Source organism: Paenibacillus chungangensis, from assembly GCF_042675905.1.
GTDB classification, from domain to species: Bacteria; Bacillota; Bacilli; order Paenibacillales; family Paenibacillaceae; genus Pristimantibacillus; species Pristimantibacillus chungangensis.
In genome coordinates this window covers 478,150-497,984 of sequence record NZ_JBHTJZ010000005.1, presented here as the reverse complement: position 1 = coordinate 497,984, position 19,835 = coordinate 478,150, and the positions used below count along the sequence as shown (strand labels likewise).

General features: G+C 52.9%; 20 protein-coding genes. 6 read left to right on the top strand and 14 right to left on the bottom strand.

Going from position 1 to position 19,835, the window contains the following annotated elements; translation table 11 throughout:
* Nucleotides 1-218: 218 nt before the first annotated feature.
* Nucleotides 219-938, top strand: coding sequence for a helix-turn-helix domain-containing protein (locus ACFQ2I_RS04690; protein WP_377562494.1), 720 nt, complete (start codon nucleotides 219-221; stop codon nucleotides 936-938).
* 190 nt (nucleotides 939-1,128) lie between these two features.
* Here the strand turns inward: ACFQ2I_RS04690 and metG are convergent, their stop codons facing one another.
* From metG to ACFQ2I_RS04655, 7 genes are all read right to left on the bottom strand, one after another.
* Nucleotides 1,129-3,123, bottom strand: coding sequence for a methionine--tRNA ligase (metG, locus tag ACFQ2I_RS04685; protein ID WP_377562493.1), 1,995 nt, complete (start codon nucleotides 3,121-3,123; stop codon nucleotides 1,129-1,131).
* A 66-nt stretch (nucleotides 3,124-3,189) separates the two neighbouring features.
* On the bottom strand, nucleotides 3,190-3,429 hold the full coding sequence (locus tag ACFQ2I_RS04680) for a hypothetical protein (RefSeq protein WP_377562492.1): 240 nt from the start codon (nucleotides 3,427-3,429) through the stop codon (nucleotides 3,190-3,192).
* A gap of 82 nt (nucleotides 3,430-3,511) precedes the next feature.
* On the bottom strand, nucleotides 3,512-3,733 hold the full coding sequence (yidD, locus tag ACFQ2I_RS04675; protein WP_377562491.1) for a membrane protein insertion efficiency factor YidD: 222 nt from the start codon (nucleotides 3,731-3,733) through the stop codon (nucleotides 3,512-3,514).
* Nucleotides 3,734-3,744: 11 nt separating this feature from the next.
* Complete coding sequence (locus tag ACFQ2I_RS04670) at nucleotides 3,745-4,188, bottom strand: Fur family transcriptional regulator (RefSeq protein WP_377562490.1); 444 nt, start codon at nucleotides 4,186-4,188, stop codon at nucleotides 3,745-3,747.
* A gap of 95 nt (nucleotides 4,189-4,283) precedes the next feature.
* Nucleotides 4,284-4,508 (bottom strand): hypothetical protein, encoded by a 225-nt coding sequence (locus tag ACFQ2I_RS04665; protein ID WP_377562489.1) that lies wholly within the window; start codon nucleotides 4,506-4,508, stop codon nucleotides 4,284-4,286.
* Nucleotides 4,509-4,532: 24 nt separating this feature from the next.
* Entirely contained in the window at nucleotides 4,533-4,733 is a 201-nt protein-coding gene (locus tag ACFQ2I_RS04660; RefSeq protein ID WP_377562488.1) for a hypothetical protein, read from the bottom strand.
* A 106-nt stretch (nucleotides 4,734-4,839) separates the two neighbouring features.
* A complete protein-coding gene (locus ACFQ2I_RS04655; RefSeq protein ID WP_377562487.1) occupies nucleotides 4,840-5,274 on the bottom strand; it encodes an Hsp20/alpha crystallin family protein in 435 nt (144 codons plus the stop codon).
* Nucleotides 5,275-5,411: 137 nt separating this feature from the next.
* Between ACFQ2I_RS04655 and ACFQ2I_RS04650 the strand changes: the two genes are divergently transcribed.
* Genes ACFQ2I_RS04650 through ACFQ2I_RS04630 form a run of 5 tightly spaced genes read left to right on the top strand, consistent with a single transcriptional unit; the run spans nucleotide 5,412 to nucleotide 7,228 of the window.
* The gene (locus ACFQ2I_RS04650; protein ID WP_262675348.1) at nucleotides 5,412-5,645 is read left to right on the top strand and encodes a spore germination protein; all 234 of its coding nucleotides are present in this window, start codon (nucleotides 5,412-5,414) and stop codon (nucleotides 5,643-5,645) included.
* The gene (locus ACFQ2I_RS04645; RefSeq protein WP_377562486.1) at nucleotides 5,642-5,845 is read left to right on the top strand and encodes a spore germination protein GerPB; all 204 of its coding nucleotides are present in this window, start codon (nucleotides 5,642-5,644) and stop codon (nucleotides 5,843-5,845) included. The genes ACFQ2I_RS04650 and ACFQ2I_RS04645 overlap by 4 nt, the downstream gene beginning before the upstream one ends.
* Nucleotides 5,846-5,884: 39 nt before the next feature.
* Nucleotides 5,885-6,577 (top strand): spore germination protein GerPC, encoded by a 693-nt coding sequence (gene gerPC, locus ACFQ2I_RS04640; protein ID WP_377562485.1) that lies wholly within the window; start codon nucleotides 5,885-5,887, stop codon nucleotides 6,575-6,577.
* The gene (locus ACFQ2I_RS04635) at nucleotides 6,574-6,795 is read left to right on the top strand and encodes a hypothetical protein (protein WP_377562484.1); all 222 of its coding nucleotides are present in this window, start codon (nucleotides 6,574-6,576) and stop codon (nucleotides 6,793-6,795) included. The genes gerPC and ACFQ2I_RS04635 overlap by 4 nt, the downstream gene beginning before the upstream one ends.
* A complete protein-coding gene (locus ACFQ2I_RS04630; protein WP_377562483.1) occupies nucleotides 6,788-7,228 on the top strand; it encodes a spore germination protein GerPE in 441 nt (146 codons plus the stop codon). The genes ACFQ2I_RS04635 and ACFQ2I_RS04630 overlap by 8 nt, the downstream gene beginning before the upstream one ends.
* Before the next feature lie 20 nt (nucleotides 7,229-7,248).
* Here the strand turns inward: ACFQ2I_RS04630 and ACFQ2I_RS04625 are convergent, their stop codons facing one another.
* The 7 genes from ACFQ2I_RS04625 to ACFQ2I_RS04595 all read right to left on the bottom strand — a co-directional run bounded on the left by ACFQ2I_RS04625 (nucleotide 7,249) and on the right by ACFQ2I_RS04595 (nucleotide 19,832).
* Nucleotides 7,249-9,213, bottom strand: a complete 1,965-nt coding sequence (locus ACFQ2I_RS04625) for a glycoside hydrolase family 15 protein (RefSeq protein ID WP_377562482.1) — start codon at nucleotides 9,211-9,213, stop codon at nucleotides 7,249-7,251.
* The gene (gene glgA / locus ACFQ2I_RS04620; protein ID WP_377562481.1) at nucleotides 9,195-10,658 is read right to left on the bottom strand and encodes a glycogen synthase GlgA; all 1,464 of its coding nucleotides are present in this window, start codon (nucleotides 10,656-10,658) and stop codon (nucleotides 9,195-9,197) included. The genes ACFQ2I_RS04625 and glgA overlap by 19 nt, the downstream gene beginning before the upstream one ends.
* 54 nt (nucleotides 10,659-10,712) lie before the next feature.
* On the bottom strand, nucleotides 10,713-11,828 hold the full coding sequence (glgD, locus tag ACFQ2I_RS04615) for a glucose-1-phosphate adenylyltransferase subunit GlgD (protein ID WP_377562480.1): 1,116 nt from the start codon (nucleotides 11,826-11,828) through the stop codon (nucleotides 10,713-10,715).
* Nucleotides 11,825-13,003, bottom strand: coding sequence for a glucose-1-phosphate adenylyltransferase (locus ACFQ2I_RS04610; protein WP_377562479.1), 1,179 nt, complete (start codon nucleotides 13,001-13,003; stop codon nucleotides 11,825-11,827). The genes glgD and ACFQ2I_RS04610 overlap by 4 nt, the downstream gene beginning before the upstream one ends.
* Entirely contained in the window at nucleotides 12,921-14,939 is a 2,019-nt protein-coding gene (gene glgB, locus ACFQ2I_RS04605) for a 1,4-alpha-glucan branching protein GlgB (protein ID WP_377562478.1), read from the bottom strand. The genes ACFQ2I_RS04610 and glgB overlap by 83 nt, the downstream gene beginning before the upstream one ends.
* A 239-nt stretch (nucleotides 14,940-15,178) precedes the next feature.
* Nucleotides 15,179-17,500: an RNA polymerase recycling motor HelD gene (gene helD / locus ACFQ2I_RS04600; protein WP_377562477.1), complete on the bottom strand. Its 2,322-nt coding sequence runs from the start codon at nucleotides 17,498-17,500 to the stop codon at nucleotides 15,179-15,181.
* Nucleotides 17,478-19,832 carry an alpha/beta hydrolase family protein gene (locus tag ACFQ2I_RS04595; protein ID WP_377562476.1) on the bottom strand — a complete coding sequence of 785 codons (2,355 nt, stop codon included), beginning with the start codon at nucleotides 19,830-19,832 and terminating at the stop codon, nucleotides 17,478-17,480. The genes helD and ACFQ2I_RS04595 overlap by 23 nt, the downstream gene beginning before the upstream one ends.
* Nucleotides 19,833-19,835: the final 3 nt, after the last annotated feature.

The following is a 19,835-nucleotide window of genomic DNA, read 5'->3' as shown; positions in this document are numbered from 1 at the left end:
CTAATTACGATATGCATGGTTCGATTTTATACTTGAATTAGTGAAATCATCTATAACCTTATGGCTAACACCTATCATGATTTGGCTATGTTAATCGATTATTATGTATTGGCAGCACTTTTCAATCGATTCATTCTTCAGTACAATTGCATCAGTATCTGATGGAAAAGGGGAGGATATCCGTGCTTTGCAGTCTCGACTTCCTAATGAGTCACTCCATGCCGAAAGACAGTTACGTCGACTTCCACAATCATAATTGCTTCGAGATCGTGTATTATGTTCGGGGCACAGGCGAGATGATGATCGAGAAGGATTCCTACCGCTACGGTCCGGGGACCATAAGCATGACCCGCCCCAAGCTGTATCACGATGAAAGGCACGACGAGGAGACGGAGGTCATCTTCATCGGATTTCTTCATGACGACAAGCCGGCACATCTGACCAGCGGAATTTTCTACGATCAGAACGGGACTGTGCTTCCTATAATGCAGCGCATGAAGCGGGAATTGGGAGCGCCGGGCGCCTTTCATGCCGAGCAGATGGATCTGCTGACAGGACAGGTCGTCATGGAGTTGCTGCGCCTGCAGCACCAGCCGGCTGTGGAAACAGCTGGAAGCAAGCTGCATTATGCCATTCGGGCTTTGGAGGAGAATTATTTGCACAATGTAGATTTCCGCTCCTTGTCCGACCTGACAGGCTACAGCTACGATCGCTTCCGCCATCTGTTCAAGGAGCACACCGGACTATCGCCGCTGAACTTCGTCATCGGGAAGCGGCTGGAGCATGCCCGTCAATTACTAATCAGTACAGACGATACCATATCCGCTATCGCTCATGATTGCGGCTTCTCCACCGCTTCGCAATTCGGCGACATGTTCAAGCGGCACTTCCATCTCAGCCCTTCTCAATACCGCGAGAGCTATCGCACAGCGCACTAGCCGGCCGCTAGAGGAGTCGTCGCTTACAGCTCCTCAACAAGCCGCTTTCCTCAATCCAGACTATGCCGCATGCCTTGCAGCAAACAGCGCTTCCATGGAAAGCACAAGAGACTGCCCCCGAGAGGGCAGTCTCTTAAATCTTCGTATAGCGTTCATACCGCAGTGACCTGATCGAAGTGGTTCGTGCAGGCTACTTCACAATAGCACCGTTCGGCATCCCTTCCGGTACGGTGGCGAGCGTCAGTTGATCGCCGTGCGACGCCGCTAATATCATGCCTTGCGACAGCTCGCCGCGCAGCTTCACCGGCTTCAGGTTCGTAACGCAGATCACCTTACGCCCAACAAGCTCCTCCGGCTTGTAGAACTTCGCGATGCCGGACACGACCTGACGTTTCTCATAGCCCAGATCAATCTGCAGCTTGAGCAGCTTGTTCGCTTTGGCCACCGGCTCGGCGGCCAGCACCTGTGCGACGCGCAGCTCTACCTTCGCGAAGTCGTCGATCCCGATCTCCTCCGCATCGGACGGCGCCGGTCCCTCTATGTCCTCCTTCGTCGCTACGCTGCCATCGCCCTCTGGTGGAGCATCAGCGGATGCCTTGCCGCCTCCCATCGAAGCCGCGATGAACGCCACCTCTTCCGCCATCTCCAATCTCGGGAATAGAGGCGCGTCCTTGTTCACCTTCGTCCCTCCGGGAATAAGTCCGAACTCCCGCATACTCTCCCATGAGGTCAGCTCGCCCGCCGGAATACCCAGCTGCTGCCATATCCCCCTCGGCGCATGCGTCAGGAACGGCTGCAGCATAATGGAGACCATCCGCAGCGACTCCGCCAGATGATACATGACGGCATCAAGCTCTGCTTGCCGCTCCTCATCCTTCGCCAGCGCCCATGGCTGCGTCTCGTCGATATATTTGTTCGTGCGGCTCACCAGTTGCCAGAGGGAAGACAGCGCAATGGAGAACTGCATCTCTTCCATCGCTTTCTCCACCTGGACGACTGTCTGCTGCACCAGCTCCTGCAGATTGTCGTCGAACGCGGTGACGGAGCCGCGGAACTCCGGAACCGCCCCCCCGCAATATTTGTCAATCATTGCTACAGTACGGTTAAGCAGATTACCCAGATCGTTCGCCAGATCGAAGTTGATTCTCTCCACGAAATTCTCCGGCGTGAACGCTCCATCCGCACCGAACGGCACTTCCCGCAGCAGATAATAGCGAAGCGCATCCAATCCGTAGCGATCTATGAGCACGACCGGGTCGACGACTGTTCCTTTCGATTTAGACATTTTGCCTTCCTTCGTCAACAGCCAGCCATGAGCGAATACCTTCTTCGGCAGCGGCAAGCCGAGCGCCATCAGCATGATCGGCCAATAGATCGTATGGAACCGGACTATTTCCTTGCCCACGAGATGAACGTCTGCCGGCCAGAATTTGCGGTACGCTTCATCCTCGCCTTCCTTTGCATACCCCAGCGCCGTGATATAGTTCGACAGAGCGTCGATCCATACGTAGATGACGTGCTTGGGGTCGCCCGGCACCCGGATGCCCCAATCGAACGTGGTGCGCGATACCGCCAGGTCCTCCAGACCGGGCTTGATGAAGTTGTTGATCATCTCGTTGCGGCGGGACTCCGGCTGGATGAAGCCGGGATGATCCTCGTAGAACTGGAGCAGACGGTCTGCGTACTTGCTCATGCGGAAGAAGTAGCTCTCTTCCTTCACCAGCTCGACCGGCCGCCCGCAATCCGGACAATTGCCGTCCTGCAGCTGCCGCTCCAGGAAGAACGATTCGCAAGGCGTACAATACCAGCCTTCGTAGGTACCCTTGTAAATATCGTCCTGCTCCAGCAGTTGCTTGAATATTTTTTCTACAACGGTCTTGTGACGGCTCTCAGTAGTGCGAATGAAGTCGTCGTTGCTAATTTCAAGCTTGCTCCACAGCTCCTTGATGCCGACGACGATATCGTCCACGAATTGCTGCGGCGTCTTGCCCGTTTCCTTCGCCTTGCGCTCAATCTTCTGCCCATGTTCGTCAGTACCGGTCAAATACCGGACGTCGTAGCCGCGCAGACGCTTGTATCTCGCCATAGCGTCACCCGCCACCGTCGTATAGGCATGACCGATATGCAACTTGTCGCTGGGGTAATAGATTGGGGTCGTAATGTAAAAGGTTTTGTTCTCGCTCATTACTTGAATCCTCCTGTTCATGGCATACAAAAAAGCCCCCGTCCTCATGGGACGAGAGCTGCAAGCTCACGTGGTACCACCCAAATTCCAATCTACGCATGCATGACTGCACAATACGTATGATTGCTTCATTGTAATGCCAAGCGCTGCCGCCGGCAAACAGCCGATAACGCCGGCCATGCGCCGTTCCCTTACTTCCGCAATTAGCGGACAGCTCGAAACCGGTGCCTCCAGGACCATCTTCAAGCGACTTCCCATGCCGGCTTCCACCGTCCAGACCGGCTCTCTGCAATGGTACGTTCGCATTACTCATCCCTTCATCGGCAATGCAATATGGCTAAAATATACCGAAAAAGCAGTCCCATTGTCAAGCGTCCGCCAAAAGTGGCTATTCCTTGTCAGGCACAGGATCGAAGCCGCCGGGATGAAAGGGGTGGCAGCGGGCGATCCGTTTGGCCGCAAGCCAGCCCCCCTTCGCCGCGCCATGCTTCTCAATTGCCTCCAGCGCATACATCGAGCAAGTGGGATAGAAGCGGCAAGTCGGCGGCTTTAAGGGGGATATGACTTTGCGGTAGAAGCGAATCGGGGCTTGCAGTACGATGCGGCCCACGCGCCGCCGCCTCACAGGCCGCTCTCACCTTTCACTTCTACCTCACTTCCACAAGCCTTGCAATACCCGAATACCTCGAATTTATGCTTGACGACCTTGAAGTCATCCGGGACGGCAGTCTGCTCCATCGGACAGAAGACGATGGGGTGCGTAAGCCCGCACTGCAGGCAGATCAGATGGTGGTGGTGATGATGCTCGCTGCAGTGCAGCTTGAACTTCACACCATCCTCGAACATGACCTGCTCCAGAACGCCCAGTTCTTCCAGGACACGCAGATTGCGGTATACGGTATCGAAGCTCAGACCGGAATACGTTTTGCCCATAAATTCATAGACATCCTTGGGAGATAGATAACCCGAAGTATCTGAGAATAACTTCGCCAGCGTTCTTCTCTGATCGGTGACCCGCAATCCTTGGCTCGACATCCGGCTGACAATTTCCTCAACTGTATGCATGCTGAATCCTCCGTACCTGTTCGTATTTCATACCCTGATACCTATTCCTCATTACCCATCATGCCGAAAAAAAAGACTCTCGTCAATGAGAGCCGTTATCCGTTTATCTTCATATTCATAATAAAGCTGGTAGACATCGCAATAAACATAGCGATCGCAATAATCGCAGTCACCTTACGTCGTCTGGCAAAAGACCGGATTCTCGCCTCATCCAAACGCTGCTGCTTCGCCTGCGTGTAAGCCCGATGCTGGAATAGATATACGATGGCCGAAGTTACAAACAAAATATTGATCAAAAACCAGATAAGCGTCAATTTCAAGCTTATACCCCCGTCAATTAAACGTTAAAGATACCATTTGTTCAGCACAAACATAAATCCGGTAAAGCTAATCAGCGCCCCGCCGAAACAGTACCAACCTGCGCGGAACTTCTGCTGGAACATGCGCAATATGCCCAAGCTTAGCAATCCGAATATGAGTAATAAGAACACTACCCCTAATATAAAGAGCGATGCAGATACATCGCTAACATCCACCAACGACACGGACGACACTCCCTCTTCAACCGATGAATTGTTATGCGATTCTATTATAAGGGATTGTCCCTTCATTATCCAGCCGTATCCTCGATTATTTCGTGACAATTGCGTGTTATTCCCACAGGATCCCATGCTCGTGATAACGCTGAAGCCGCTGTCGCTTGCGAAGCTTCACAAGCAGCACGCCTTCTCTGACGACAGCGCGGCATATACGCGGCTTGACCAGCTTCGGAAGCCTGATCAGTTCACGTTTGCCGCCGGGTAGTCCTTCCACCCGCACACGGTCTTCCCGTACATGCAGCGATATCGCATTGCGGTCGAACCCGGAAGGTAGACGGTATTTCACTTGAAGATACTGTTTGGATTCAGAGAACTCAGCGGAGGTTGAAGAGGAGCCGCCGAGCAATCCGGCCGCTTCCGGCAACGCCTTCGTCATCATTTTACGAACGAAGTTCTCTACCCAATCAGGCTCGCGGAAAATTTCAAACCCTTTCGGCAACTGCTGGCCTTCCATCCAGCGTTCCAGCTCATCCCATTTGGACGTCATCGCTTGAAGCTCCCCCCTTCCGCTATACTCCCTTCAGTCTATGCATTCGCCTATTAGTGAGACACTTAGCATCCCGGTAACGTCTGGGCGAATGCCGCATAAGATGTTACAAACAGCTACCATAAAGGGTGATTGAAATGCCGGCAGTCGTCGGGTTCGTGAAAGTCGTAAGCGTAGGTTCAGGCTCAATCGTGCAATTCGGCGATACGTTGCAAATATCCCCGTCAAGCAATTCCAAGACGTATGCGGGCTCCGGCTCCTTCCTAACCGGTAGCCTGACCAATTCCAACAATGCCGTCAGCGCCACGAATTCGCTTGATCCGGATCTGCAAGACAACACCAATGTGCCGAACGGGGCGAATCTCATATGAATTGGACGATTCATCAGCAGATTACGATTCATCAATTCAAGGTAGACAGCGTCGCGAACAGCTCCGTCGTACAAGTGGGCAGCGCAGGCTCCATCCGTTCCTTGTCACAGCTGTACAATACGGGCGGGTTCACAGGTCCCGCCCCGCAGCTGCAAGAGGAGAATCCGCTCACCTTCGTTCCGCTTCCCAATCCATCCTGATCTCACCTCGAACATTGCATCCAGAGAGGAGTCTGACGCATGAAAGAACAAAGCGAGCTGTCCCCATGGCAAGCCTGGTCTCTCAGCGTGCAGCAACGGCTGAAGGAGCAGCAAGAGCAGATTAACCATCTCCAGCTCGAGCTGACCCGGTTGTCAGGCCTGATGAAAGAGCTGGAGGGAAAACCAACCTATCATATCGATAGCATTAATTATAAATTCGATCAATTAAAGGTTGAGAAGCTGGAAGGCACGCTGAATATCGGCATGTCTGCACCGGGAGAAGGCGGAGCGCCTGGCGATATCGAGCAGATGGCCGTCTCGCATACCGGTCAGTTCCCGATGGCGCCTTCCTCTATTACGGGGACGGGAAGCGACGACAGCGCCTTTCAGAGGATCGTCTCCCGTATGAACGATTACTTGAACAGGGAAGGCTATGAGACGCTTGTACGGCTGGAGCAGGAACATGGCGTAACGCTAGACCAGCATCACAGGCGCATCGTTATTGAGGATGTGCGCAAGCAGATGCCTGCGCGAATTCGTTATTACTTGCAGCAGCACGGGAACGTTACAGCCAATGGTGCGGGAGGCGACAATGAGGTACAGGAATATCCCGATCTGATACTTGACCGGGTATTCCTGAAGATGCGGCGGGATGCTGACACTGCATTGCAGGCCTACATGCGTCAGCTTACATCCATTCAAGACAATGAACAATCAGGAGGTGCGTCATGATCCAGTTTAATGTCATTAATCATTCGCTTGCGGTAGGGGAAATCGACGTGTTCGGCGTATCCAGCTCATCCATGCTACAGGTCGGAGACACTGAATTTGTTAATTTGCACTCTGTATTCGATACACCGCCGGAATCCGTCGTGATCGGGCCGCTTGCCCCGTTCCCTGAGCCCCGGCAGGAATCCGTAGCGATCGGGGAAGGCAATATCAATGAGTGAATATGGTCCCTGTCCGCAATACGCGGTCAGAACGGCCAAGATTGGCGCTGTCTGCATCATTAGCGCCGCCACAGCCTCCGTCGTGCAATTCGGGGACCGGGGTGATACGTATGCCAACCTGCGAGCGCTAGCTGTACAGCGGGCAGAGAACCACATCACGGCAGGAGAAGCTTACTTCGAATCCTACGACATCTTCAGGCGTCCGCTACCGTACCTGATCGACCAGCTTCATGATACCGGTCAGCTTATACAGACAGAGAGATTCAATCACTGTCCGGACATCACAGTAGGCTTCATCCGCGTGACAGCGATGGGTTCTTCTTCCAGCTTCCTTGTCGGCAATGCCAGGAGCAACAATGCAACATCAATCATTAAGCATATCCGCCAGTTCCCCAGCCAGAGCGCAGTGGGAAAGAGCCTCCCGGGCCAATGAGGAGGCTCTTCACACCGCGACTAACGTAACGTCAGCCGCTTGTATCTAGCAGCGTACTTGCATATGCTTTGCACGAAGGTCGCGTGCGACCACGTAAGCGGCGCGACAGACAACGGCGATCCATCGTAAGGATTAAGCTGCTCCGGCAGCACGCCGCTCTCCAGGGCATGATCCGCCACCCACTGCAGGATATCCCGCGGTCCGGCCAACTCCTCCAGCGACTTGGCGGATTCGATCTCGAAGTTCGCCATCCACAACGTGCATATCACCCACGGATTGCCTGGCACTCTGTCAATGTCGCCTGATTGCTGGAAGTAGTAATCATTCGTATAACGGGCTATTCCACCGACCTCTGTCTTGATGCTGAGCCCCGACTTGATCGCTCCCATCGTCCGCTTAACGCGCTCGTCCTCTACCGGCAGCACGCCGAATTCCAATATGGCGAACAAGCTGCTCTCCAGCGTCATATCCTTCACCCAACGGTTATCCTTCTGAATCAAGCCGCGTGCGAAGCGACCGGCTTCCTCGTCCCACAGATGGGTTAACATGCCCGCCTTGATTCGCTCGGCCGCTTCCTTGTATTGATCGCTTCGCTCATAATCGCCGAACAGCTCCGTGAAGAATGCGGCCGCCTTCAGGCCGCCGTATACGGATGCAGTCGTATAGGTCCATATGCCGTAGCGCTCCTCCCACAAATCATAGCTTGGCCGCGGAAGCGACAATGTCGGCTCCATATACTCGCACAGGAATGACGCCGACTTGCGAATCAGATTGCTGTACAACGATTGGGGCAATTCGATAACCCCGTTGCGCTCGTAATCTCTCCATAACGCGAACAGCACGAGCGCCGTCTCGTCCTCCTGAATCGGCAGTCGCCTGCTACCCTGTAAGATATAGGGATGCCAGCTGGAGCCGACCGTCCCGTCAGGATTGTACTTGTGGTACAAGTACCCTTCTGGAGCAAGAGCCGAAGCGCAGAAGTGAAAGAACGGAGCGATCACACTCTGATAGCCGGCCAACGACATGGCATCCGCAATAAGCGCGCCGTCCCTCGGCCACATGTAGCTATAGTGATCGCGGTTATACTGTAAGATATCGGTATCGTTCGCAGCCAATATCGCGCCTTGCTCATCTATCTGGGTGCGCACTATGAGGAGACTGATCTTGAACAGGCGCACGACGTCCGGCGGCAGATTGCCCAGATCCGATTCCGCTCTCCCAAGCCAATGCTTCCAATAGACGACAATCCGGCTGAGCAGCTTCTCCGGATGATTGTCCTGAACATACTGCTCCAGCGCCTTGACTTCCTCCAGATTACGGCCGATCGACATCCAGTAGAAGAAGCTCTTCTCTCCGCCTGGTTCTACGAACGTGCGAAAGCTTATTGTGCTGTCCACAGATCCCTGAGCGATAGTATTACCCATCAGAATGCCGTCTTCCGCATCGCGCCATGTGCCTTCAGCGGATTGGAACCGTTTGATGCCCGTAGAATACTGCATGATGCCGCCTTCGTCGCTCATCCCGTTGAACATAAAATAATTGGAGCGCTTGTAATGATACAACGTATGATTCTCAGGGTAGTAGACAGCGGTATCGCCCACCTCGGAGCCGTCAATCATCAGATCCTGATGGAAGAACAGCCGAACCTCGCGTCTCGAAGAATTCAGATTGCGGACGACGACCCGCTTCAAATAGATGCATTCCCGCTGATGGATGCCGTCATTCATATACAACTCGATGCCAATGGCGTCATTCCTCGCGATAATATTCGTCACGAGCGAATCCTCAACGTAATCCAGCTTGAACTGCCACTCCGGCTCATCCAGCCATGAGAATATGCCCTCCACCCATATGCCGAATCGGCAATAATGACCGCCGACATGGTTCAGCTGCCCCACGAAGGGATAGTATATATCTCTTATGAAGCAATGCCGATCCAGATTGAGCAGCATCTTTCCGTTCCCGATTACGAGGTGACGGGCCATGTCTCCTGCTCCTTTCGGCAAGCCAGAAGCTGCTCATACATATCCATGTACTTTTTCGCCGAGCTATTCCAGCTGTAGTCTTCTCGGGCGCCATTGTCCACGATTTCCTTCCACTTCTTCTCGTCCCGGAACAGTCCGATCGCGCGCTTGAGCGTGAAGAGGAAATCATGCGCGTTATAGTTGCTGAAGCTGAAGCCATTGCCCGAGCCTGCAGCCTCCTCATAATCTCTGACCGTGTCCTTCAGCCCGCCCGTCTCTCTGACGATCGGCACGGAGCGGTAGCGCAGCGCTACAAGCTGACTCAGGCCGCACGGCTCGAAGCGGGAAGGCATGGCGAACATATCGGCCCCCGCGTAGATCCTGCGCGCCATCCGGTCGCTGTAGCCGAGCCACAAGCGCGCCTTGTCGGGATACCGCTCCGCCGCCTCGGCCAGCATGCGCTCGTAACGATGCTCGCCCGCTCCCAATACGACAAGCTGAACATCCTCCTGCAGCAGCTCGTCGATAATCGCGGCGAGCAGATCGAAGCCCTTCTGCTCCACCAGACGCGATACGATGCCGATCATAGGAATATCCGCGGCCTGCGGCAGCGCCAGCTCCGCTTGCAAGTCCAGCTTGTTCTTGCGCTTGCGGGATAGGGAGCTGCGATACGGCGTGTGGAGAGAGGAGTCGTTCATGGGATCGTAATAGCTCTCGTCAATCCCATTGACGATGCCGGTCAGATCCTCTCTCCGGTATGCGAGCAGCGGGTCCAATCTCTCGCCGTAATAAGCGGTCTGAATTTCCTCCGCATACGACGGGCTGACCGTCGTCAGCTTGTCGGCGAAGCCGATCCCGGCTTTCATGCAGTTGGCATCGCCATAGAAGCCTAGTCCATCGTAATCGAACAGATCGTCTCCCGCTCCCGTCAGCTCCTTGATCAATTCCATATTGAAGACGCCCTGGTATTTCAGGTTATGGATGGTGAACAGAGACTTCACGTAGGCCCATGCGGGATCGAATGCATATCTCGTGCGAAGCAGGAAAGGGATGAGCGCTGTCTGCCAATCGTGGCAATGCACGATATCGGGCTTGAAGCCGGTATACCTTGCCGCCTCCATGACAGCCATGCTGAAGAAGACGAACCTCTCCGCGTCGTCGTCATACCCGTACAATCCGCTGCGCTTGAAATAGTATTCGTTGTCGATCAGATACACGACCATTCCGTCGATTTCCGCCATCAGCAAGCCGCAGTACTGATTGCGCCAGCCGAAGGTGACATTGCATTCTCCAATACGGCTGAACCGGGAGGCGTAGCGCTCCGGAATCTCCTCATATTTGGGCATGATCAGCCTGACATCCGCCCCCCTTTGCTTAAGCGCCTTCGGAAGCGCATAGGACACATCCGCCAGTCCTCCTGTTTTCGCCAACGGAACCGCCTCTGAAGCAGCATACAATACGTTCATTCCCTTACTCCTCCATTCCTTTACAGCGACTTAGCGATCCTGTAAGGCTGCCTGTCATATGATTTTTTTCTTACCTGCCACATATGGCGACGTCCCCACTCCTCTAATGTCCCGTCCCGCTTCCACACACACATCCTTATCCAGAATGCTGTTATATACATAGCTGTCGCGTCCGATCCGGCCATTTTGCATGATGATGCTGTCCTGCACCACCGCACCGCGCTCCACGTGTACCCCCCGGAACAATACGCTATTCACTACGGTGCCTTCGATTCTGCAGCCGTTGGCAACCAGCGATCCGGTCACTTTGGAGCCCGCCTCGTATCGTGCCGGAGGTTCATCCTTCACTTTCGTGAAGATGGGGCCAGGTTGGTAGAATAACTCCCGCCACACGTCCGACCGCAACAGATTCCGGTTATGCGTATAGAAGCTGGACAGCGTATTGACGGCTCCCAGATATCCGTCATAATAATAGCCGTATACTTTCAGCTCATGGAGCCTGGAGAAGATGGCGTGCCGGACGAGATGATCCTGCCCTTGCGCCAGCGAGGTCTCCACCAATTCCATCAGCTTATCCCGCCGCATAACATACATCTCCATCGAGCTGACATCGCTGATCATGCGGCCGTAATGATCCTGCATCGCATAGATCCGGCCGTCTCCCTCCATCCGTACCTTTCGGGTCTTGCCGGAAAGAGGCTGATCGTGCTGCTTGCAGACGACAGTAATATCCGCGCCTTTCTGCTGATGGAAGCGGAGCACCGCGTCGAAGTCGATATTGCACACCATATAGCTGCGTGTAATGACGACATAATCATGTGGCGAGCGATTGAAGAAATCGCGATGCTGGTAGAAGTGATACAGATCTCCCCGGCTAAGCTCCTGTATATCATCCGTTGCGGGGGGCAAAATGAACAAGCCGCTATGCCGATGCTGTTGGAGATCCCAGTTTTTACCGCTACCCATATGATCCATTAATGAGCGATATTTTTTATGAGCGAATACACCGACTTTCGATATGCCGGAATTAACCATGCTGGACAATACAAAGTCAATCAGTCTGTATCTGGCCCCGAAGGGGACTGTAGCGAGACAGCGGCTTTGAGTCAGATGCTCCAGCTCGTCGTTTTCGTGTATTAGGTTGATCACGCCAAGCAAATTCGTTTTCATAGATTTTCAACCTCCCGCAGCACATCGTGATCTTGATCATGACTTCGAATGCACTGCTCAACAGCCACAACCGTTATAGCGTCGTCATCGGGATGGCCGATTGTCGCACCCGCTTCTATGACAGCCCCTTCGCCAATAATCGCACGATAGATTCGTGCCCCCATACCGATTCTCACGTTCGGCATAATGACAGACTCCTTGATGAGACTATTCTCCTCCGCCTGCACACCGAAGAACAGGACGGAACGATCGACATGGCCTTCCACGATACACCCTTCCGACAATAGAGACGCGTTCAGCATAGCATGGCGTCCGATATACTGTGCGGGCCTATTGGGACTTACAGAATAGATGCGCCACTCCGGGTCCGACAGCTCAAGCGGAGGCTTCTCCTCCAACAAGTCCATGTTCGCCCCCCACAAGCTTTCTAGCGTTCCGACATCCTTCCAATAGCCCTTGAACGGATAGCAATGCATGCGGAGGCCATCTCGCATCATTGTCGGAATGACGTCCTTGCCGAAGTCGTGGCTGGAAGTGCGGCTCACTTCGTCATAGATCAGATACCGTTGCAGCGCCTGCCAAGAGAAAATGTATACGCCCATGGAAGCGATGTTGCTGGACGGGATTTTCGGCTTCTCCTCGAATGCGGTTATCCGATCCTCGTCGTCGACATGCATGACGCCGAAGCGGCTGGCTTCACGCCACGGCACTTCGATGCCGGCGATCGTCACATCCGCGCCGGACCGCTTATGATGCTGAAGCATCAAATCGTAATCCATCTTGTAAATATGGTCGCCAGAAATAATAAGCACATACTCCGGATTGTAGCGTTCGATAAAACCCATATTCTGATAAATGGCATTGGCCGTTCCCTTATACCAGACGCCGCCCTTCTGCTTGACGAAAGGCGGCAATACGGTCATGCCACCGTCGCGGCGGTCCAATCCCCACGGGCTTCCAATTCCCAAATAACGATTCAACTCCAGCGGCTGATACTGCGTTAGTACGCCAACTGTATCAATACCGGAATGGGCGCAATTGCTTAACGCAAAGTCGATAATGCGGTATTTCCCACCGAAATAAACTGCCGGTTTAGCCAGATCCTTTGTCAGCACGCCTAGTCTTTTTCCCTCTCCTCCTGCCAACAGCATTGCTATCATTTCTTTGCGGCTCATGGACACCAACTCCTTCTTGTAAGAGGTTGTTTAAGATGTGTCCCCCTTCGTAGGCAAGAAGCATAAAGGTGAATGGGGGCAACTGAAGTGAAATACTCTGATCGCGACCGTGCCATGCTGTCTTCTCACTGCTGCAGCACCGCTGCTGAAGTGTGTCCGTACCACCAAACTGGCGTTCATTGCTGTTCAATAGAATACGGTACAAGCCATGCTTTGGAACGCCGATCCGGTAATTGCAGTACTCCTCTCTTGAGAAATTAGCCACAATTACTACAAAGTCAGAGAAACCACAACGAATAAAGGATATGATCGATTGCTCGGAATTATGAACGTCAATCCATTGAAAACATTCCGGCTCCCTGTCCCGCTCCCACAGCGAGGGCTGTCCGCGGTACAGCCCATTGAGCGTTCGAACATAATTATGCATTGAACGATGGGCATCGTAGTCCAGGAGCATCCAATCCAGCATATCGCTGTCTTTCCATTCGTCGAATTGTCCCCATTCGCCGCCCATGAACAGCAGTTTCTTTCCGGGATGCGTCATCCAATAGCCGTAGAACAGCCTAAGCTGAGCGAATTTCTCCCCGTAAGACCCAGGCATTTTGTTCAGAAGCGAACGCTTCCCATGCACAACTTCGTCATGGGAGAGAGGCAATATATAGTTTTCGGAAAAAGCATAGCATAACGAGAATGTAATCAAATGATGATGAAGTCTGCGGTGTTCGGGCTGCATCTCCATATAGCGGAGCATATCGTTCATCCAGCCCATATTCCACTTGAAGTTGAAGCCGAGGCCGCCCAAGTAGGTCGGAGAAGTAACAGCGGGCCATGCAGAGGAATCCTCCGCCAGCATAAGTGCATTGGGGTAATAATGGAATACCGTTTCATTGAGCTTCTTCAGGAAGCGGAGCGCGTCCAGATTGTCCTTGCCGCCCAGTTCATTGAAGGTGAAGCAGTCCGGAGCTCTGTCCATATGAAGGTTAATCATGTTGGCAACGGCGTCCACACGCAAGCCGTCGATATGAAATCTGTCCATCCAGTAGATCGCATTGGAGATGAGAAAGCTTACAACCTCGCTGCGCGAGAAATCGAAGGCCAAGGTGCCCCAAAGAGGCAACTCCGCTCTGCGGGCATCCGCTCCCTCATAGAGCGGTGAGCCGTCGAACAGCCGAAGGCCGTGGTCGTCCTTGCAGAAGTGCCCCGGCACCCAGTCCATAATCACGCCCAGTCCGCTGCGATGGCAGCTATTGACGAACGCCATAAGCCCGCGAGGGTTGCCGTAACGAGCAGTCGGACTGTAGAAGCCGGTAATCTGATACCCCCATGACTGATCAAGCGGATGCTCTGCCAGAGGCAGCAGTTCGATATGGGTATAGCCCATATGTACCGCATACGGAATCAGATCGTCGGCCAGTTCCTCATAAGTGTAGAACAGCTCCTTTCCTTTAATTTTCCATGAGCCGGGATGTGTCTCGTAGATCAGGAGCGGGCTTGTATAGGGCATTTTGCCGTTTCTCTCTTCATACCATGGCCCGTCGCTCCATGGATACTCCGAACAATCGGCTATCACCGAAGCAGTGCCGGGCCGAAGCTCCGATTGGAAAGCATAAGGATCACTCTTTCGGATAACGGCTCCTTCCCTTGTAAGGAACTCATACTTATAGAGCTCACCGGCGCGCAGATGAGGGACGAACAATACATGCACGCCCGTCGTACCGATACGCTCCATGCGATGAGCTTCGCCATTCCAATTGTTGAACGATCCGATCACCCTCGCCACCGAAGCCTCCGGCGCCCATACCGCGAAGCGAACGCCCGTTCCTTCCGCCGAAACGATGGGATGCGCTCCCATGAATTTGTAGCTGTGATGAGACTCCCCTCTGTTGAATAGATAAATGTCTTCCTTGGATAAACCAATAGGCATAGCGTCAATCACTTAAATCTCACCACCATGGAAGAGTAGTTAACACTATTATACGTAATTCTTTGAAAAAGACCAGTTAATTTTCAGTAAATAGGACCTTTATCGTTTTCTATGTCATATTATCTCACTTTTCGACGTCATACGTCAGAGTTGTCGATTATAATTATTGTTAGTAAAAAAGCCCCAAGGCTCACAGCTTTGCTGTTCGCCTCGGAGCTTCATGTTCAACTATCATCCCACAAGTATCATTATCATCCCATCTGAATAAAAGGGGTAAGTTCGCCGCAATACAATAGATGGAGCTCGTGCATCGCTCTTGTGCAAGCGGTATAGAAAAGCTTCCGTTCACTCTCCGCACTATATTGCCGGCTGGAAGCGTCACTGATGACGACTGCGTCGAATTCGACGCCTTTCGCCAGATAGGAAGGGATTACAGCCAGGCCTTTCTCAAAAGTGGCCGTATCCGAACGAATCAACCGCAATTGCGGGCATGAATTGTTCATTCTCTCATAAATATTCCGACTCTCTTCCGCAGACTTGCAAATAATGGCTACGGAGCGATAGCCGCTTCTCTCCAATTCGACAAGCTTATGCTGCAGCGCATCAATCATCGCAGCTTCATCGCTTACATATGTCACTACCGGCTCTTTTCCGCTTCTGTTGAACGCCTCAATTCGATGGCCGTCAGGCAGCATGCCAGCGGTGAATTGGATAATCTCCTGCGTCGACCTGTAACTGCGAGTCAGCGTTATCGTCTCCGTATGGTCTGCGCCGAACAAGTCACTCAGCCGATGGAACCCTTCACCGGACGATGCGTGGGCGAATATCGTCTGATTGCTGTCGCCGAGCACGGTCATCTTCGCCGCCGGGAATAATCGCTTCAAGTAATGGAATTGAAACAGAGAGTAATCTTGCGCTTCATCGATCAGCACATGTTTAATTTTCGTGTTGGTGTGGAAGCCTTCCATCTTCTCCTTCAAGTACAAGTACGGAGTAGCATCCTCATATGGCATTATACCTTCATCCAGTCGCTCCACCGTCCATTTTGCAATAGAGTCCCATTGCTCCGGGAACTTAACAGCTCCAACACTGCGGTAGAACAACCCTTTGTATATTGCGGGCACGTCGATGAATTTCAACCTTTTCACGCGTATGCGGAGCGGTTTGAATTTCTGCTGAACGATTCGGGAAGCAAGGTAATCATGTTCCGAGCCGGCGTCATCGAACGAGGCGTCATGGAATTTATTCTTCCCTCTCAGCGCTTGGAATGAATGGATGTACTCCTCGTTGTCAAGCAGCTCCATCTCGTCTTCCACCCAGTTTTTCTTCCGCTCCAGCTTGCCGAGTCGTGTCAGTTCCTTCAGCAGCCATTCTGACATCATTCGCAGCCGATTGGGTATCGATATGCTGTTATCGATCCCATAGAAGCGCTCACGCATTTCCCGTTCTCCGATCAGCGTCCTTCCCCGGAATTTCAATGGTTTAAAGCGCAGTCCTTGGGTCATTAAGTCCTTCGCATAGGCATCAATGATGTGCATGAAGCCTTCTTCGGATTTAAATGTCATTCCCGCTATTCGCTGATTGTACATGCGATCACGCTGAGCCGTCAGCTTATACTCCATGCTGTCGAACTGATCTTCAAGCCGGAACATTCGGCCCAGCCGATGCTCCAAATATTGCTGATAAGTCGTCTGGCCCATATTCTGCTCGCCAAGCTCCGGCAGCACTGTCGAGATGTAGCTATTGAACATCGGATTGGGTGAAAACAGCAGTATCTGCTCTGCGCTCAACGTATCGCGATATCGGTAGAGCAAGTATGCGACCCGCTGCAGGGCTGCAGACGTCTTCCCGCTGCCCGCGGCTCCCTGCACGATAAGCAGCCTCGCCCTTTCGTTGCGAATGATTTGATTCTGCTCCCTCTGTATCGTGGCTACAATGCTCTTCATGGCGGCGTCTGAATGCTTGCCCAGCACCTCTTGCAACAGCTCATCGCCGATGGTTACGCCTGTATCGAACATACTTTCTATCGTTCCGTTGCGAATGACATATTGGCGTTTCAGCGTCATCTCGCCTCGAATAGTCCCCGCGGGCGTCGTATAGCGAACCGGTCCCGGGCCATAGTCGTAATAGACGCTGCTTACTGGTGCGCGCCAATCGTAGACGAGATAATGTTCTCCGCTTTCGTCCAGCAGCGATCCTACACCCAGATAGACCGGCTGGGCAGCCGCGGAATCTTCTCCTTCATAAGCGATATCGATTCGTCCGAAATAAGGCGAGTCCATTAACCGCATTAGCGTTTTCAATTGAACGGCGGCAACGCGATGGCTTCTCTCCCTCTCAGTCAACAATTCTGCTTGCTGCTTCATGCTGGCATAGGTTTCAGCCGTCTCTGCCGCATCCTCGAAGTTGACGGTAACATCGTCCCAGAAGTGGCGACGGATCGTGACAATTTCCTCTCTTAGTCCGCCTGTCTGCCGTTCCAGCGTCGCCAATTTCCCTTTCATCAGTCGGCGCAATTCCTCTACACGTTGCTGCTCCTCCTGTCGTCCGTCAGGTTTCACTATAATGGACATAAGTACCTCCTTGCGGTTGGAATCCAATATCGTCCAGCATCACTTTGCCGGGACCGGAATGGAATCGGAATGTTATCTCCTGGATGGAACTAGGCGCCAATTGACCAGGGGCGTTGCCGTCCTCAGCTGCGAATAGTGCAAGCGGCAGCACGAATGTCTGGAATACCGCTTCTGCCGGACGCTCATACTTCTCATCCTTCACGATGTCGTCCAGCCAAGACAACCTCATGAATGCTGTATAATAGGGGGGTTGAACCGGTGCCAAATTCTGTAAGCGAACAGCATATTCTTCACCGTTCCGCATAATAAGCACGATTTCCACCTCAGGGAGCGGCGGCAGCTGGGGGAGCAATTCGGGCAGCGGTGGATAACACTTTCCTTGTTCCTTCTCATCCAGAGCTTGATCTCCATCTTCTCCAGGACGTCCCGATACCAGATCGTACTCCATATTCATCAAAGAGAACATCAAGCTGCCCCCCTCCAACGACACTAATTGCCGCTCAGCTTCAGAGGTTAGACGGAATGTGTATTCTGCACCCGCTTCGCTCCAGCCCAGCTCTACGCCGTTCGTGCCTTTGCTGGCACCGTTCCGATTCACTGCCGCTTGGCTCATCCAGGAGGCCATACCGGTAGCGCTGGCATGGTCAATGCAGGTATCTGTCCCCTCGAAACGTTCGATGGCGACAAATTCCGCCCCTTCGTATCGATTGACATAGCCTGTGTCCGGCAACCAGGCCATCCCCGTCCGATAATCCTGGAACAGCGGCATATAAGACTGATTTGCCAGCAGGGTAGACTCTAAGAAGGCTGAAATGTACACCTTGGCAATATGCCGCTGTTCCTCACCACTTAGCATATTCCGGTCGTTAAGCATTAATCCACCAGGCCACTTCTCATCCATACTCCCCCAGTCAGAGTTGAATCTGCTATGATTGGCATCTTCAATATACAGCGAGGACTTGAAATAGCCAGTCTCATCGAAAGCGGTCCGGTTGTATTGCCGAGAGCCATAGAAATGATTGACGTCTGCGTCCCTGGCACCTTGTATGGTCAAATAGTTCACATTGCTAAGGCTCGCTGATTTCGAATCCACTCTCTTATCCGTTGGTGCGATCGCGACCACCGACTTGATGGATACGCCTTCCAGAAGCTTCAACGAACTGTCATCTGCGAACCAACTCTCCCGATCCGCGGCCATGGCAACCGCTTGCCCTCCCCTGGAATGTCCGATCATGGCTATATTATTCCAATCAATTTTGCCTGCGAATACGTCATTGTCCGATTGATCCCATTGCAGGAATTGACGTAGATGCTGCAGCATCAGCCATGCTCTAGCCTTCATATCATCATTAGGGATGCCTGACCACACCGAGTAATTCAAGAAATTAGCATCGACAGAAGTCACGATCATTCCGCGACTTGCAAGGAGCTCGCCGAGATAAGCATAGCCCTCATCCGAGAAGTGCTCCATCAGGTGATTGCCATGCACGATGAACACAAGCGGGAATTTACCGTTCTCCTTCGGCATCCATACTGTTCCGTTAATGGGCAGTTCATGCTGATCGAATCCCCAGAACCATTCTTTCTTCTTCGGCCACTTCGTAATAATAGATGAAGCGTCTACCGGCGCGGCAATCTTGTCGACTTCACTGCCGAACCTCTTCCTGTGCTTATCTCTCCCGCTCCCATAGCTCAAGCTAATAATTTCATGTTCCCCCGTGGCCGATGGATCTTCGGCAGCAATAGGAATGATGGAGGCTGTGCTGGCGGTCGACACTTCATCTGCGACGTCTTCTACCCCCTGTACGCGCGGAGGCGCAGCATCGCTCGGCGACCAGGCTACCAGAGCTGCCGACGACGTTCCCAGCAGAACGGCTGCGGCGCTCACTGCTCCCCAGCGCATCATGCGCGAACGACCAGAACGCATTGCAGCAGCTGACAACAAGCCGGCGAGCAACGCTAGGGAAGCATAGGCAATCGCGAATGACAAGGAGAGGAGAATTCCCCACTCCATATAGTACAAAATGATGTAAGCTTCCAACACAACATAAAGATAAATCGCTGCAAGCCTTCTTGGCAAAGGCAAATAAAGCAACGAGAAAAGAAAAGTTATTCCATAACAGACGGCCCACATGACAATAGAATGCAGCAACAACATGAACAGCATATCCGTCCACAAGCCAAGACCGGTAGGCATGCCTGGAACACTGGCAGCTATTGCAATTGCACCGAACAAGGCTAGACTGCTTGCTGCGGCCATCGACAGGCGGCCATCCCGGGCTAGCCGAAGCTTGAAGCGTCGGGACAACCAATTGCCCAGTCTTCTCCACATCTT

Bases quoted from the DNA above. Each gene is read 5' to 3' on its own strand.
- ACFQ2I_RS04635 (WP_377562484.1), top strand. From the start codon at position 6,574: ATGATCCAGTTTAATGTCATTAATCATTCGCTTGCGGTAGGGGAAATC.
- glgA (WP_377562481.1), bottom strand. From the start codon at position 10,658: ATGAACGTATTGTATGCTGCTTCAGAGGCGGTTCCGTTGGCGAAAACA.
- ACFQ2I_RS04655 (WP_377562487.1), bottom strand. From the start codon at position 5,274: ATGACGTCCAAATGGGATGAGCTGGAACGCTGGATGGAAGGCCAGCAG.
- ACFQ2I_RS04630 (WP_377562483.1), top strand. From the start codon at position 6,788: ATGAGTGAATATGGTCCCTGTCCGCAATACGCGGTCAGAACGGCCAAG.
- helD (WP_377562477.1), bottom strand. From the start codon at position 17,500: ATGTCCATTATAGTGAAACCTGACGGACGACAGGAGGAGCAGCAACGT.
- ACFQ2I_RS04690 (WP_377562494.1), top strand. From the start codon at position 219: ATGCCGAAAGACAGTTACGTCGACTTCCACAATCATAATTGCTTCGAG.
- ACFQ2I_RS04680 (WP_377562492.1), bottom strand. From the start codon at position 3,429: ATGCGAACGTACCATTGCAGAGAGCCGGTCTGGACGGTGGAAGCCGGC.
- ACFQ2I_RS04650 (WP_262675348.1), top strand. From the start codon at position 5,412: ATGCCGGCAGTCGTCGGGTTCGTGAAAGTCGTAAGCGTAGGTTCAGGC.
- metG (WP_377562493.1), bottom strand. From the start codon at position 3,123: ATGAGCGAGAACAAAACCTTTTACATTACGACCCCAATCTATTACCCC.
- ACFQ2I_RS04610 (WP_377562479.1), bottom strand. From the start codon at position 13,003: ATGAGCCGCAAAGAAATGATAGCAATGCTGTTGGCAGGAGGAGAGGGA.
- glgD (WP_377562480.1), bottom strand. From the start codon at position 11,828: ATGAAAACGAATTTGCTTGGCGTGATCAACCTAATACACGAAAACGAC.
- ACFQ2I_RS04625 (WP_377562482.1), bottom strand. From the start codon at position 9,213: ATGGCCCGTCACCTCGTAATCGGGAACGGAAAGATGCTGCTCAATCTG.
- ACFQ2I_RS04670 (WP_377562490.1), bottom strand. From the start codon at position 4,188: ATGCATACAGTTGAGGAAATTGTCAGCCGGATGTCGAGCCAAGGATTG.
- ACFQ2I_RS04595 (WP_377562476.1), bottom strand. From the start codon at position 19,832: ATGTGGAGAAGACTGGGCAATTGGTTGTCCCGACGCTTCAAGCTTCGG.
- gerPC (WP_377562485.1), top strand. From the start codon at position 5,885: ATGAAAGAACAAAGCGAGCTGTCCCCATGGCAAGCCTGGTCTCTCAGC.
- ACFQ2I_RS04645 (WP_377562486.1), top strand. From the start codon at position 5,642: ATGAATTGGACGATTCATCAGCAGATTACGATTCATCAATTCAAGGTA.